This window comes from Anaeromicropila herbilytica (genome assembly GCF_016591975.1).
Lineage (GTDB): Bacteria > Bacillota > Clostridia > Lachnospirales > Lachnospiraceae > Anaeromicropila > Anaeromicropila herbilytica.
Window position 1 is genome coordinate 2,044,450 of the sequence record NZ_AP024169.1, and the last position, 15,038, is coordinate 2,059,487.

10 protein-coding genes are annotated in these 15,038 nt (G+C 30.2%); 9 read left to right on the forward strand and 1 reads right to left on the reverse strand.

Annotated features, from left to right (window positions below):
• Positions 1 to 271: 271 nt before the first annotated feature.
• A complete protein-coding gene (locus bsdtb5_RS08705; RefSeq protein ID WP_271715636.1) occupies positions 272 to 1,138 on the reverse strand; it encodes a hypothetical protein in 867 nt (288 codons plus the stop codon).
• A gap of 443 nt (positions 1,139 to 1,581) precedes the next feature.
• Here bsdtb5_RS08705 and bsdtb5_RS08710 point away from each other — a divergent pair, with 443 nt between their 5' ends.
• From bsdtb5_RS08710 to gap, 9 genes are all read left to right on the forward strand, one after another.
• On the forward strand, positions 1,582 to 5,487 hold the full coding sequence (locus bsdtb5_RS08710) for an Ig-like domain-containing protein (RefSeq protein WP_271715637.1): 3,906 nt from the start codon (positions 1,582 to 1,584) through the stop codon (positions 5,485 to 5,487).
• Positions 5,488 to 5,671: 184 nt separating this feature from the next.
• Positions 5,672 to 6,469, forward strand: coding sequence for a Bax inhibitor-1/YccA family protein (locus bsdtb5_RS08715; RefSeq protein WP_271715638.1), 798 nt, complete (start codon positions 5,672 to 5,674; stop codon positions 6,467 to 6,469).
• Between the two features lie 302 nt (positions 6,470 to 6,771).
• On the forward strand, positions 6,772 to 8,454 hold the full coding sequence (gene recN, locus bsdtb5_RS08720; protein WP_271715639.1) for a DNA repair protein RecN: 1,683 nt from the start codon (positions 6,772 to 6,774) through the stop codon (positions 8,452 to 8,454).
• 96 nt (positions 8,455 to 8,550) lie between these two features.
• Complete coding sequence (spoIVB, locus tag bsdtb5_RS08725; RefSeq protein ID WP_271715640.1) at positions 8,551 to 9,834, forward strand: SpoIVB peptidase; 1,284 nt, start codon at positions 8,551 to 8,553, stop codon at positions 9,832 to 9,834.
• Positions 9,835 to 10,465: 631 nt separating this feature from the next.
• Complete coding sequence (spo0A, locus tag bsdtb5_RS08730) at positions 10,466 to 11,266, forward strand: sporulation transcription factor Spo0A (protein ID WP_271715641.1); 801 nt, start codon at positions 10,466 to 10,468, stop codon at positions 11,264 to 11,266.
• A gap of 123 nt (positions 11,267 to 11,389) precedes the next feature.
• Positions 11,390 to 12,826 (forward strand): glycogen synthase GlgA, encoded by a 1,437-nt coding sequence (gene glgA / locus bsdtb5_RS08735; RefSeq protein WP_271715642.1) that lies wholly within the window; start codon positions 11,390 to 11,392, stop codon positions 12,824 to 12,826.
• Between the two features lie 136 nt (positions 12,827 to 12,962).
• Entirely contained in the window at positions 12,963 to 13,148 is a 186-nt protein-coding gene (locus bsdtb5_RS08740) for a hypothetical protein (protein WP_271715643.1), read from the forward strand.
• 12 nt (positions 13,149 to 13,160) lie between these two features.
• A complete protein-coding gene (locus bsdtb5_RS08745) occupies positions 13,161 to 13,469 on the forward strand; it encodes a spore coat protein (protein WP_330611985.1) in 309 nt (102 codons plus the stop codon).
• Between the two features lie 520 nt (positions 13,470 to 13,989).
• Positions 13,990 to 15,003, forward strand: coding sequence for a type I glyceraldehyde-3-phosphate dehydrogenase (gap, locus tag bsdtb5_RS08750; RefSeq protein ID WP_271715644.1), 1,014 nt, complete (start codon positions 13,990 to 13,992; stop codon positions 15,001 to 15,003).
• The last annotated feature ends 35 nt before the right edge of the window (positions 15,004 to 15,038 follow it).

A 15,038-nucleotide genomic window follows, 5' to 3' on the forward strand; every position in this document is an offset into this window, starting at 1 on the left:
CTTTAGAATACTAAGTTTCTGCGCAGTTGTTATAATTCTTTTGATGTTTTATATTGGTATTCTTATAATTAAAAACTATGATGATTTTTATAATAATGACGCTGATCGCAGTGATATAATTGAGAAAGAACTATTATTTTTATTGAGCTGTCCAATGATAGCGTTTTTATTTATCAATTTTGAAAAGATAATTTCATTTCTACTTTAGTGTCTAATATAATTAATATTTTGCTACATAAGGATACTATTACACTAAGAAGTAAAGATAGAATCAGCTAATAAAATTATCAATCGAAAACTTTAAACTAGACCACTGCTTCCCTAGAAAGTTACCTTCCATCCATGAGTTATTAATTAAAATATATTCATGCAACAAGATATCATATCCATTGGTTAGTCTTACAAAGTCAAAACGATACTTTTGATTATGACCAGAAGCATAGATTGATAAAGTGTCATTGATTATCACAGTATCATCAATTTGCTCAACGATATGGAGTGCATCTACGTATATTAATTGGATAATAGATTCCGATTGATAGAACCAGCTATGAAAAGGAGCACAAAGAAAATCTTCTCTTAAAGTATTAATATCACTTATTTTCCAACCATTATCACTAGAATACTGAACAGTAGCTATGCCATAATAGTAGGAGAAATTACAAGTTTTATTCTTTGTATTCATTGGCTCTTCTGAGTTACTATTAGGTATATTCTGTTCAGAGATTATCTCATATTCTATTAGGTAATATTTCATATCATTAGGTGTAGAAGGGGAAGAGTATGCTTCGTAGATCTTAAGAAAAGATATGTGCCCTATTCCTAAGAAAGAATCTAGAAATTCGTTGTAAGTATGTACCTTTTGATATTCTTTCGTAAATAATTCATATGCATAGGGGTAAGGCTGTTTGGTATCGCCGATTGATCCACAACCACAAGTGTAAGTTGTCATATTAGCAGCTTGTTTTAATACACCAAAGTAAGCAATAATAACTTGATCTGGATTTTGAAAAATATAATTAGGATATTGTTCAAAATAAGATAAATTATAAGGAGTACTTAGTGCTAATTGTTTGGAAGGTCGTTGAAATCGCTCGTTTAGTAAGTCTAATTCCGTAGGATAGTTATTAAGTGACATAGGTTACCTTTCTACTTGATATGATTCATACATTGCGCCAGAATAAAATCAAGTAATGATCTCAGTTATAAATATAAAATATGATGTAACAAAACAGTTCGTGCATTTACTTTTTTATTATTAGTCAAAGATTATTAACAACTTATGATAGAATAGAAAAACGGTATAGGAAAGATTTACTATGCCGTTTTTAAGAAAATAGTATAAAAATACTATTGTTTTGTCACAAAATGTAGTAGAATAGGGAGAGTGACACAAATTTGTCATAATACTTATTTAGTTTAATATTAGAATTTACTTTTTGGCATAAAAAATAAAGGGAATATTGCCGATATAAATTATGATATGTGTTCTTATGTAGGTTTTTAGAAATAAACATTCATAGTTTATATAAATTCTTATATAATCTATATTACATAATTATTGATGGGTGGAGGAAGACTATGAAGAAAAGTTTGTTAAAGAAATTGGGACCTGTTCTTGTAATAGGGTTAGTGTGTGTTGCATACTTCTTAATACATCAGTTAGGTGAGGTTAAAGCGGATACAGTCCCTTATTATCTTAAGATTAAGGATGGCGCTGCGATAAATTCAACTGGGATTAATCTGACCAATGGTCCTGTGATTGTAGAAGTGGCTAGTACTTCTGGTACTGATTTTGGAAATATTTCCAAGGTTGAATGGAAGGTAAACAACCTAGATGCCACAGCTTCGTCAGGCATAAATTCAAAATATGAAAAAGAAAATACAATTAACTTAGTTGATGGTGCGGTTAAAATATCACCGCAAAAAGTCGGTATAGATGAGGTATATGCTAATATTACCGCAACTGATACTAGTGGAACTTCTAAAACATATCCATTATCATTTAAAGTAAGTTCATTACTATATATTAATACGAACAATGGTAGTGGGTTAGAGAAGATTGGGACAGATTACTACCAAGTTATTGATTCAGCAGCAAATGGTTTTGTTGAATTACAACAATCTTTATTATTTAATAATGCCACTTTAGATACAAATCCAACTGCACTTGCCTCTGTTGCTTGGAAATCCTCCAATGAAGATGTAATTACTTTTGGAAGTTCTGGTCAAAATTTTAAAATAAATGGATCGGGTTTAGTTACTGTAACCGCAACTGATTTAACACGTGATGTTAAGACAGAGGTATCATTTAAGGTTCTAGTTAAGCCTACGTTGAAATACGGTACAACAGATATTACAGCTGGAGCATCAATTAGTAATTCTTCATCAGATGCTGCAAATCCAGTTAATTTTCAATTAGACTCAAATGCATCAGCAATTCATGTACTGAATTGGAAAATATATGATCATAAAACAAATGCAGTAGTTGATACAAGTAAGATTTCTACTGTAGAAGGAACTTCTGCAGCTAGTGGTTCAGCAATTGCGACTCTTAATGTTACAGCAAAAAAAGCTGGTAAATACGAAGTGTTTACAAGCGTATTTGATGATAGCTTATACAATACATCAATATTGCAAACGATTCAAAATTTTGATACAGGTGCTAATTATAAAGTTTATAAGCCGGGATATGTACATGGAACTGTAACCATTCCTCTTAATTATAATCCAACAGAAAGTATTTCATTATTAATGGGGGATGAATACAATGTATTTGGACGTACAAATGCTCCAGATGATATGGCAATACAATCAATTGTAGATGCAGATGATGGTGGTACGGATTATCAGACTGTATTAGATTATGATTCTACTACCAAAAAATTTACTGCGGTTGGTGAAGGAACAGTAAAAGTTAAAGTAACAACTGCACCATACCTTGATTACAGAAATGATAATGCTTATCAAATATTTGGTAGTAGAACATTTGAACTTGATGTTACTGTATCAAATACTTTAGTTCTAAATTCAACAAAATTAACAATGTATAAAGGTACTTCATATCAATTAGATGCAACTCCTAATGATAACATTAGTTGGTCATCTAGTAATCCAGCTGTTGCAACAGTTAGTTCAACAGGTATGGTGAAAGCGGTAACTGCTGGTCATTCAACTATAACAGCTTCTAAAGTAGTAAAAGGTGTAGTTAAAAAAGTAACATGTTATATTACAGTTAAAGATGCCGTTCAGAGTATGAAGATAACTCCTAGCACAAAAACATTAGATTTAGGAGAGATAACAACTTTATATGCTGATACCACTCCGACAGATACATCAGTTCAAGATATTAATATAAAATGGACATCATCAGATGAGAGTATCTTAAAAGTAAAAGCAAGTGAAAATGGAAATAAGACAGTAATTATCGAAGCGGATAAAGCTAACACAGGTACTGTAACAATTACAGCATTAGATACAAATAGTGATATTATAGCATCTGCAATTATAACCGTTCGTAAGCCAGTAACATCCATGAAATTATCACATTCAGTTATATCAGGTAAAACTGGAGAAAGTACGCAGGTAGTTGCATATATTACCCCAACGGATGCAACGAATCAAACAGTAACATGGAAATCATCTGATGCAAGTGTAGCTACCGTAGTAGATGGAAAAGTAACATTAGTATCAACTGGTAAAGCTACGATTATAGCAACATCAGTATCGGATCCAAGTGTAACAGCTTTGTGTAGTGTTGAAGTAACAGTTCCAGTTGCTGGAATAACATTAGATTCTACAGCAAAATCCATAGCAGTTGGTAAATCTGAAAGAATTACATATACGATTACACCAACCAATGCTTCAAATAATGCAGTAACTTGGACGTCAACGAATCCAGCTGTAGCGGCAGTATCATCCACTGGATATGTAACTGGTGTAGCAGTTGGTCAAACAGTAATTATTGCTCGTACAACAGACGGTAATTATATGCAATACTGTACAGTTACAGTTACTACCAAACCAACAGGAATTGCATTAGATCAAGCAGAGATTACAGTTAAAAAAGATGCATTTGCCTATTTAAATGCAACATTAACACCTACGAACGCATCTGAGAATTCAATAATATGGTCATCAACGGATGATAAGGTTGCAACCGTTACTCAAGCTGGTAAAGTAGCAGGTAAAGCCGCTGGTACTGCTTTAATTGTTGCAAAAGATGCCGCAGGTAATTCTGCATACTGTAAAGTAACCGTTGTTGAATCTGTGGAAGGTATTACTTTAAACTATTCAAAGAAATCAATGAAAAAAGGAAATACCTTTAAATTAAAAGTTACATTTAAACCTACAACAGCTACAAATAAAAAAGTTAAATGGTCAACTTCAGATAAGAGTATTGCAACTATAGCAAGTGATGGAACTGTAAAAGGTATGAAGGGCGGAGTTGCTGTTATTACAGCAAAATCTGTAGACGGCAACCTAGCAGATACTTGTATCGTAACAGTGAAAGAATCAGTTACTAAGATTAAGTTAAATCAAAGCTACTATAAATTAGGAAAAGGAAAATCCTATACATTAAAAGCAACTGTTTATAATTCAACAGCTACAAATAAAACGGTAAGATGGAAATCAAGTAAACCAAGTGTTGCAACTGTAAATTCAAGAGGTAAAATTACAGGTAAGAGACTAGGATATACAACAATCACTGCTTATGCTACTGATGGAAGTGGCGTTGAAGCTACTTGTGATGTAAGAGTAGTAAACCAAATAACAAGTATTAGTTTAAATAGAACAGCTATTACGATGGTAGAAGGAAAGTCAACAAAATTAACTGCAAAAATTAAACCTTCCAATGCTACTTATCGTTCAGGAAAATGGAAATCAAGTAATTCAAGTATTGCAACTGTAAGTACAAATGGTACAGTTACAGCATTAACAGCTGGTACAGCAACAATTACTGTAAGTGCAAAAGATAATAGTGGAAGAACTGCAACATGTTTTATTAATGTCATCAAAGCAGTTCCTGCAACAAGTGTATCTGTATTAAGTTCAGATGTTACCCTAGTAGTTGGTGAATCATCTGTATTACATCGTACAGTAAATCCATCAAATTCAACCGACACAACAAGTTGGTATTCTGATGATAAATCAATCGTTACTGTCAATACAAAAACAGGTAAGATTACAGCTAAGAAGCCAGGAGTAGCTACAATTACTTGTGTTGCAGGTGGTAAGTCTGATACAGTAAAAGTAACTGTTGTTGGATTGAATAGAACAAGCATTACATTAGAACAATATTCTACGTATACATTAGCTGTTTATGGAGTAACAAGTGGTATCAATTGGGATACTATGGATCCAGAAGTATGCCGTGTAGATACCTCAGGTAAAATAACTAGTGCAAGAATAGGTGTAACTTATGTAGTTGCAACTGTAAATGGAAAGAAATTATATTGTAGAGTTACCGTTGTTCCAATTCAATAACAAACGTTAATACAAATAAATTTAATCTTAAAATTAAATTTTTATAACAAAAAATAGGGCTTAGGTTGGTTTGACTAATCTAAGCCCTTATGTTAAAATGACTAAAAGTGGAAATGTATTATTGAATTCATAGGTAATAATATATACATCACTAGTATTTTTATAGTAAGAAAAGGAGAAAAATATGGACGACAATTTTAACAAGAATCAAGATCAAATGAATCAAAACTACCATACATATAATTCTGATAATGGTAATTATCAAAATTATGGCTATTCAGATGCGTATGGTAACTCATATCAATCATCTCAATCTGCTTTAGATTTAGAGGCTAAGGTGCAAGGCGTTATTTCCAAGACTTTTCTTTTCATGTTCATGGTTTTATTAGTAACTGCAGCTAGTGCTTACATGACATACTCTACTGGGGTGGGATTAAACCTATTAAGAAATGGAATGATGACTCCAATTTTAGTTGCAGAAGTTGCTGTAGTTTTACTAGCAAATGCAACTTTAAGAAGAAATAATGCAATATTATCATCAATTATGTTATTCGTATATTCAGTAGTTAATGGTATTACATTATCAACTGTCTTTTATGTATATGAAATAACATCAATCATATCAATCTTTGTAATTGCAGCAGTTGTTTTTGGTTGTATGGCTACTTATGGATTAGTTACAAAAAAAGACTTAACAGCCTTAGGTACAATTGGTATGATGGGATTAGTAGGTGTTATTGTATTAGGTATCGTTAATATATTCTTACACAGTAATACTTTAGGACTTGGTATTGCAGCAGTTGGATTAGCTATTTTTATTGGTTTAACTGCATATGATTTACAAAAGTTAAAGAATATAGCGAGATCTAATATAGGAATGTCAGAAACTAGTCTTGCTTTATATGGAGCATTAGTATTATATCTAGACTTTATTAATATTTTCTTACAACTTCTAAGATTATTTGGTAGAGCCAGAGATTAATTGAATATAGGATAATATAAGGGTAGTCGTACTAATATATTTATAGTACGGCTATCTTTTTTATATTAGTTATCTTTACACATAGTTTTAATTGTAAAGAAAGGAATAGTGAAAAAAGTTGTAAATTGGCATATCATCAGTCATATAGAATGAAAAAAGAAAAATATGGTAATATATGATAAATAACTTGCATTTATAAAATACTTATGATAAAATCGAAACAGAACATATGTTTTTGTACGGTGTGTCGAATATAAATTCATATGAATAAACTTGTATTTTATATAATAGGAGGAGTAAATTTGTTATTAAGTTTGCATGTTAAGAATTTAGCAATTATTAATGAAGTTGAAGTATTTTTTAAAGATAATTTAAATATACTAACTGGTGAAACTGGTGCTGGTAAATCAATTATAATTGGTTCAATTAATATTGCACTTGGGGGGAAAATAAATAAAGATATTATTAGAAAAGGTGCTGATTACGCATTAGTCGAATTAGTATTTCAAATAGATGATGAGAATACGATTGAAGCAATGAAAGCATATGATATTCCTATATCTGATGGCCAATTAATTATACAAAGAAAGATAATGAATAACCGAAGCATAAGTAAGATTAATGGAGAGAATGTAACGTCTTCGATTCTAAAGGGAATATCTAGCTTGATAATCGATATTCATGGACAACACGAACATCAATCTTTATTGTTAAAGAATAAACATCTTAGTATCTTAGACCGGTATGCAAAAGATGAGATTGTCACTCTGAAAAAAGAATTAAATCAAAAATATAGGAACTACCTAGAGGTTAAGCAAAAAGTAGAAGAATCTACAATGGATGAGGATAAGAAAATTCGCGAAATTTCATTCTTAGAATATGAGATTAATGAAATTGAAAATGCCAAACTAAAAAAAGAGGAAGACTCCATATTATTACAACGCTATAAAAAATTATCTAGTGCTAATGCAATTGCAGAGGGGTTAGCGCTTGTCAATGGATTTACTGGTTATGATAATAGTAATTCAGCTGGTGATAGTATAGGACGAGCAGTAAAAGCGTTAAATAAATTAGAAAATATGGATGACGATATCAATAATTTTATACGTCAACTATTAGATATAGAAAGTTATATTTCTGATTTTAATCGAGATATAGAAAGTTACCAGAAGTCATTAAGTTACGAACCAGAAGAATTGAGAGAGGTTGAAGAAAGACTTAACCTTATCAATAATTTAAAATCAAAATATGGTGAATCAATAGATAATATCCTAGAGTACTGTAAAGCAGCACACGATAAATTAGAAAAATTAATAGATTATGATAATTATGTAAATACTTTAAAATTAGAACAAAAACAATTAGAAGAAGAATTAGAAGAATTATCGAATGAACTATCGATTATACGAAAAAAGAAAGCTAATATACTAGCTTCGAAGATAAAAGAAGCTTTAATTGATTTAAATTTCCTGGATGTACGCTTTGAGATGAGTTTTGAACGTTTAAATCATTATACTCAAAATGGTTTTGATGATGTTGAATTTATGATTTCGACGAATCCAGGTGAGGATATAAAACCATTGTCAAAGGTTGCATCTGGAGGTGAACTATCGAGAGTAATGTTAGCAATCAAATCAGTTCTTGCAGACAATGATGCGATCAATACATTAATATTTGATGAAATTGATGTTGGTGTGAGCGGTAGAACTGCTCAAAAGGTATCTGAAAAGTTATCATTCATTGCAAATAGTCATCAAGTATTATGCATTACTCATTTGCCACAGATTGCAGCTATGGCAGATTCGCATTACATAATAGAGAAGAAGACTAAGAATGATTCAACAAGTACATCAATACGAGAGTTAAGTGAAGATGAGTCAATTGAAGAAATCGCTCGAATACTTGGCGGTGCTGAAATAACTGAAAATGTTATTACAAATGCAAGAGAAATGAAAGTATTGGCAGCTAAAACTAAAAAATTCTAGTTTGAAACCTAATTTAATACGCATACTATAAAAGGATATACAATACAATGTATATCCTTTTTTGACTTTAAGTTTAGTAAAGATAGGAGTGTAATTATGAATAGAAAATCATGGTACAGAAAATTTTTAATTGTTATGCTCTTGATTAATATAACTGCAATACTATACTTAAGTTATAAAGATCTTGATTCCAAGATACCAAATAATATTAAAATTATTGCTGGGAATGAACAGAAATTTAATTTAGACCTTCCAGTTGAAGGCGATATTAATTCGAAAGACGTTAGTGTAATTAATATTAGACAGCAAAAAATACCAGATAATAAAATTCATATCAATTTTGATGAGCCGTTTTCGTTAAGGTCATCAGAAATTGGTGAATATAATATTAATCTTAAATTATTTGGATTATTAAATTTTAAGCAAATTAAATTGGATGTAATAAAACCAATCAAATTAGTTCCAAGTGGTATGCCTATTGGAATCTATGTTGAAACCAATGGAATTATGGTATTAGGTACAAGCTCTATTCAAAGTAGAGATGGTTTGAATTACGAACCAGCACTCAATATATTAAAATCTGGAGATTATATAGTAGGCGCAAATAATACTCAAATACACTATAAAGAAGAATTAATTAAAATAATTCAAAAATCAAAGGGAAAAGATATTTTATTAAAAGTAAGAAGAAATAAAGAAATAATTAAGTTGAAAATAAAACCCATAGAAACACCTACAGGTGAATATAAAATAGGAACATGGATACGGGATAATACACAGGGTATAGGAACATTAACCTTTTTAGATCCAGACGGAGCGTTCGGTGCATTAGGTCATGGTATTACAGATGTTGATACTAGTTTATTAATGGATATTAACGATGGAGCAATATATACTGCGGATATTATGTCAATTGTAAAGGGAAAATCAGGGCAACCAGGTGAAATAGTTGGATTAATTAACAAAAATGAAGAAGATAAGATTGGTGATATTAAAATCAATACGAATCAAGGTATATTCGGAAAAGTAAATCAATTATATCATTTTGATGATAATAAAAAGATGGAGATAGGTTTAAAACAAGATATAAAGATTGGACCAGCTACGATTCTATGTCAAGTTGAAGATTCAATCAAGGAATATAATATCGAGATTGTTAAGGTTGAATTAAATAATCAAAATTTAAGTAAAGGTATGATTATAAAGATTACAGATAAGAGGTTATTAAGGGTTACAAATGGAATCGTTCAAGGAATGAGTGGAAGTCCAATTATTCAAGATGGAAAATTAATCGGTGCAGTTACGCATGTTTTTATACAAGACTCTACAAAAGGATATGGTACTTTTATAGAAAATATGATTAAAACCTATGATAAGTAAAAAGAAGTGCTTTTATTACATGCGATGCTAAGGCTTAAGTCAATTAGAAAGAAATAATGAAATATTTATGTTAATATAAAGAAATTAGCTGAATAAAATATCGACGAAACATTTGCAAATGTGATATAATTAGTTTCAATACCACAATGTAAAATTATGGAAAACATTTAAAAAATACAAAATAAGATAAGATAACCATAGATGACAACAAATTACTCAATTTAAACTGTCGTATCATGACGACAAGAAAGGTTTGAAAAAATGTATAAATATGGATATAATTCACTTATGGTTAAAACATACAAATGACAAAATGTTATATATTTAAAAATAGATATTTATAAATACTATATTAATATAATTTATATCATACTGAAATAGAATAAAATAGAAAAAATAAACAAATAATACTAAATAACCAATATTTATAAAATATATGTATAAAGATGGCAAAAATGATTGACGAATCATGTCATGTTTAGTATAATTTGTGATATATAATACGAAAGATAGCAATAATTAATATTAACTCAACCAGTATTATATGGTTATTTGGTATATATAAAGAATCTATTAACTATGAACAAGCAATAATAAAATTTATCATATCATTGGGAGGAAAAAGAGTATTATGGGAAAAATTAATGTAGCAATTGTTGATGACAATGAGAGAATCGTAGATTTATTAGAGGATATCTTAAAGGAAGACAGTGACATTGAAGTTGTTGGTACCGCTGATAATGGTATTAGTGCTTTGAGCATGATAAAAGAAAAGAATCCTGATGTTGTTTTACTTGATTTAATAATGCCTAAACTAGATGGCCTTGGAGTAATGGAAAAAATCAAACATGATTCGGAATTTAAAAAGACTCCTTCATTTATTGTTATTACAGCAATTGGACAAGAAGGTGTTACCGAGAATGCATTTGAATTGGGTGCAAATTATTACATAATGAAACCTTTTGATAATAATGTGATTCTTACAAGAATTAAACAGATCAAAGGTGATGTACATAGTAAGTTAATTGATAATCATAGAGTAAATGTTTATGAAAATAAAGAAAATTATATGGAACGTAACTTAGAATCTGATGTAACAAATATAATTCATGAAATTGGAGTTCCTGCACACATTAAAGGATATCAATATTTAAGAGATGCTATTATGATGTCAGTTAATGATGGAGAAATGTTGAATTCTATTACTAAGCTTCTATATCCATCAATTGCAAAACGACATAAAACAACTCCAAGTAGAGTAGAACGTGCAATTCGACATGCAATTGAAGTTGCATGGAGCAGAGGAAAGATGGATACCATTGATGATTTATTTGGATATACTGTAAGTAATGGAAAGGGTAAACCAACCAATTCGGAATTTGTTGCATTAATTGCGGATAAGATAAGACTTGAATATAAATTAAGAGCTTAATCATATTCATGTTTAATTAGAATAGCTATCAAGAAAAGGTCTAAAAGGACATCTTCTTATAGCTATTTTTTCGTAAAATTCGTAGATACGTTATTAGGAAATTATAAGTTGGAGGAAAACCAAATGAAAAAAATATTATTTGCAGCATCTGAAGGTGTCCCATTTATTAAAACTGGAGGATTAGCTGATGTCGTTGGATCCTTACCAAAGTATTTTGATAAAGAAAAGTATGATGTCAGAGTTATATTACCAAAATATCTTGCCATTTCAGATGAATTTAAAAATCAAATGACTTATAAAACTCATTTTTATATGAACCTTGCATGGCGTAGTCAATATGTTGGTATATTTGAATTATGTTATGATGGAATTACTTTTTACTTTATTGATAATGAGTTTTATTTTGCGGGTTACAAGCCATATGGAAATATATATGAAGATATTGAAAAATTCGCATTTTTTTGTAGAGCTGTCTTATCAGCATTACCTTTATTAGATTTCAGACCTGATATCATTCATTGCCATGATTGGCAAACTGGTCTTTTACCAGTGTATATTAAAGATACATTTTCACAAGGTCAATTTTATATGGGCATAAAAACTATTATGACAATTCATAACTTAAAGTTCCAGGGAGTATGGGACCTAAAAACAGTGAGAGATATTACGGGCTTAAGTGCTTATTATTTCACTCCTGATAAGTTAGAAGCTTATGATGATGCAAACTATTTGAAGGGTGGACTTGTTTACGCTGATTATATTACTACTGTGAGTAAAACATATGCTGATGAGATTAAGATGCCATTCTATGGGGAAGGTCTAGATGGTTTAATTAGAGCTAGAGAAAATGCACTAGTTGGTATTGTTAATGGTTTAGATTATGATGAATACAATCCAGAAAAAGATCATTTGATTTATCAAAATTATAATACTCGTACTTTTAGAAAAGAAAAATATAAAAATAAAATTGGTTTACAACAAGAATTAGGCTTAAGTTATGATCCAAATAAATTTATGATTGGAATAGTATCAAGACTAACTGATCAAAAAGGCTTAGATTTGGTTGATTATGTAATTGAAGAGATATGTTCGGAAGATACACAGTTTGTAATACTAGGGACAGGAGAAGACAAATATGAGAACTTATTTAGACATTTCGCTTGGAAATATCCTGATCGAGTATCTGCAAATATATACTACTCAGAAGAGCGTTCTCATAAAATATATGCAGCCTGTGATGCATTTTTAATGCCTTCTCTATTTGAACCATGTGGACTAAGTCAATTAATGAGCTTAAGATACGGTACTGTTCCAATTGTAAGAGAGACGGGTGGCTTAAAGGATACTGTAGAACCATATAACGAATTTGAGAGTGTTGGAACAGGTTTCACCTTTTCTAATTATAACGCGCATGAAATGTTAGCAGCAATAAGATATTCAAAATATATTTTTTATAATAAAAAACGTGAATGGAACAAGATGGTTGAAAGAGGAATGGAAAAAGACTTTTCTTGGAATCATTCTGCTAAAGAATATGAAGCGTTATATGATCGATTATAAATATTTGAAAATAAATTTTTGTGTGAATATTATCTTAATTCAAAACAGATAATAGTATTGTTGTATCGTAAAACCATATAAAACATTTGATTAGGTTTTCGATTAGAATTAACTTAATAAAAGGAGGAATATTATTATGAATAATATTAATGAAATGGAATTACAGAACTTAAGACATTTAATTCTATTTAATGACAATGACACACAAAAATATAGCTCTTACGCAGAATCTGCAACAGATCCTAATGTAAAACAATATTTTCAAAAAGCAGCACAATCTGCTACAAAAAATAAACAACAACTAATGCAATTTTTACAATAGGAGGGTGCTAAGATGATGAACGAAAAAACAATAGTTGCAGATGCTCTTAATTCAGTGAATAATGGATTGAAATCTTTAGGAGATATGATTTCTCAAACAGAAAATCAACAATTAAGACAAACATTAATACAAATGAGAAATGAAACTGAAACTTGTCAATATGAATTATTTACTTTAGCTAAAACAAAAGGATATTACCATCCAGCAGAAAAAGCTAGAGAAGATGAAATTCAAAGCATAAAATCAATAGTATCTCAATTATCAATGGGATCTCAAGGTCAAAGTACTCAAGGAGTAGGAACACAAGGCCGTATGCAATAAATAGGTTATAATGAAAATAATAGAATGCCTTAACGAAAGACATTCTATTATTTTCTTAAATTTAAATACAAATAAATAAAATATCTAACGATTTAACTATTTATAAGTAATAAATATAAGTAGAAAGTATCTACATATATATTTTTATAAATAGAATTTAACTAAATAAGTACTAATTTAAATTTTACTAGATAATTTTGAGGATAATTGATGAAAAAATATGTGATATATCTATATTGATTTATCAAATAGTTCTTGGCTTATACTTGAATATGTACTTAATAAACAAAAGAATGTTAGAATATATTACTATAATGCACAAAAATGTCATGTTTTTTTAAGAAAACATTTAGTACTTGAAATTTAAGGACAAATTAGTTAAAATGTGAATATAGTTTGACAGGAATTTATCAAACTGTGAAATACATGACAACCAAGGTTAAACTTAGTAGTGTGTATTGATTAATAACTGTCTATGGCAGTATATTATAAAATTTAACTTTTAGGAGGAATTATTATCATGGCAGTAAAAGTAGCAATCAATGGATTTGGACGTATCGGACGTCTTGCATTTAGACAAATGTTTGGAGCAGAAGGATACGAAGTAGTTGCAATCAACGACTTAACTAACCCAAAAATGTTAGCTCATTTATTAAAATACGATTCAGCACAAGGAAGATATGCTTTAGCTGATAAAGTAGAAGCTAAAGAAGATTCTATCGTTGTTGATGGAAAAGAAATCAAAATCTATGCTGAAAGAAATGCAGCAGATCTTCCATGGGGAGAAATCGGAGTAGATGTAGTTCTTGAATGTACTGGATTCTACGTATCAAAAGCTAAATCTCAAGCACATATCGATGCAGGTGCTAAAAAAGTTGTTATCTCAGCTCCAGCTGGAAACGATCTTCCAACAGTAGTTTTCTCAGTAAATGAAAAAACTTTAAAAGCAGAAGACACAATCATCTCAGCTGCTTCATGTACTACAAACTGTTTAGCTCCTATGGCTGATACATTAAACAAATTAGCTACAATCGAAAAAGGATTCATGACTACAATTCACGCTTACACTGGTGATCAAATGACTTTAGATGGTCCTCATCCAAAGGGAGATTTAAGAAGAGCTCGTGCAGCTGCTTGTAACATCGTTCCTAACTCAACTGGTGCTGCTAAAGCAATCGGTCTTGTTGTTCCAGAATTAGCTGGTAAATTAGACGGTGCTGCACAAAGAGTTCCAGTTCCAACTGGTTCAACTACTGAATTAGTAGCAGTTGTTAATAAAGAAGTAACTGCAGCTGACGTTAATGCAGCTATGAAAGCAGCTTCTTCAGCATCATTTGGTTATACTGAAGAAGAATTAGTATCATCTGATATCGTAGGTATTACTTACGGATCATTATTTGATGCTACTCAAACAAAAGTTACTGCACTTGATGGTGGAAAGACTTTAGTTAAAGTAGTTTCTTGGTATGATAATGAAAATTCATACACTAGCCAAATGGTTAGAACAATCAAATATTTTGCTGAATTAGCATAATTAATTATAATAACGGTTATATAATCGATTATTAT

Coding starts and splice junctions, on each gene's coding strand:
- bsdtb5_RS08705 (WP_271715636.1), bottom strand. CDS start 1,138: ATGTCACTTAATAACTATCCTACGGAATTAGACTTACTAAACGAGCGA.
- bsdtb5_RS08710 (WP_271715637.1), top strand. CDS start 1,582: ATGAAGAAAAGTTTGTTAAAGAAATTGGGACCTGTTCTTGTAATAGGG.
- bsdtb5_RS08715 (WP_271715638.1), top strand. CDS start 5,672: ATGGACGACAATTTTAACAAGAATCAAGATCAAATGAATCAAAACTAC.
- spoIVB (WP_271715640.1), top strand. CDS start 8,551: ATGAATAGAAAATCATGGTACAGAAAATTTTTAATTGTTATGCTCTTG.
- spo0A (WP_271715641.1), top strand. CDS start 10,466: ATGGGAAAAATTAATGTAGCAATTGTTGATGACAATGAGAGAATCGTA.
- glgA (WP_271715642.1), top strand. CDS start 11,390: ATGAAAAAAATATTATTTGCAGCATCTGAAGGTGTCCCATTTATTAAA.
- bsdtb5_RS08740 (WP_271715643.1), top strand. CDS start 12,963: ATGAATAATATTAATGAAATGGAATTACAGAACTTAAGACATTTAATT.
- bsdtb5_RS08745 (WP_330611985.1), top strand. CDS start 13,161: ATGATGAACGAAAAAACAATAGTTGCAGATGCTCTTAATTCAGTGAAT.
- gap (WP_271715644.1), top strand. CDS start 13,990: ATGGCAGTAAAAGTAGCAATCAATGGATTTGGACGTATCGGACGTCTT.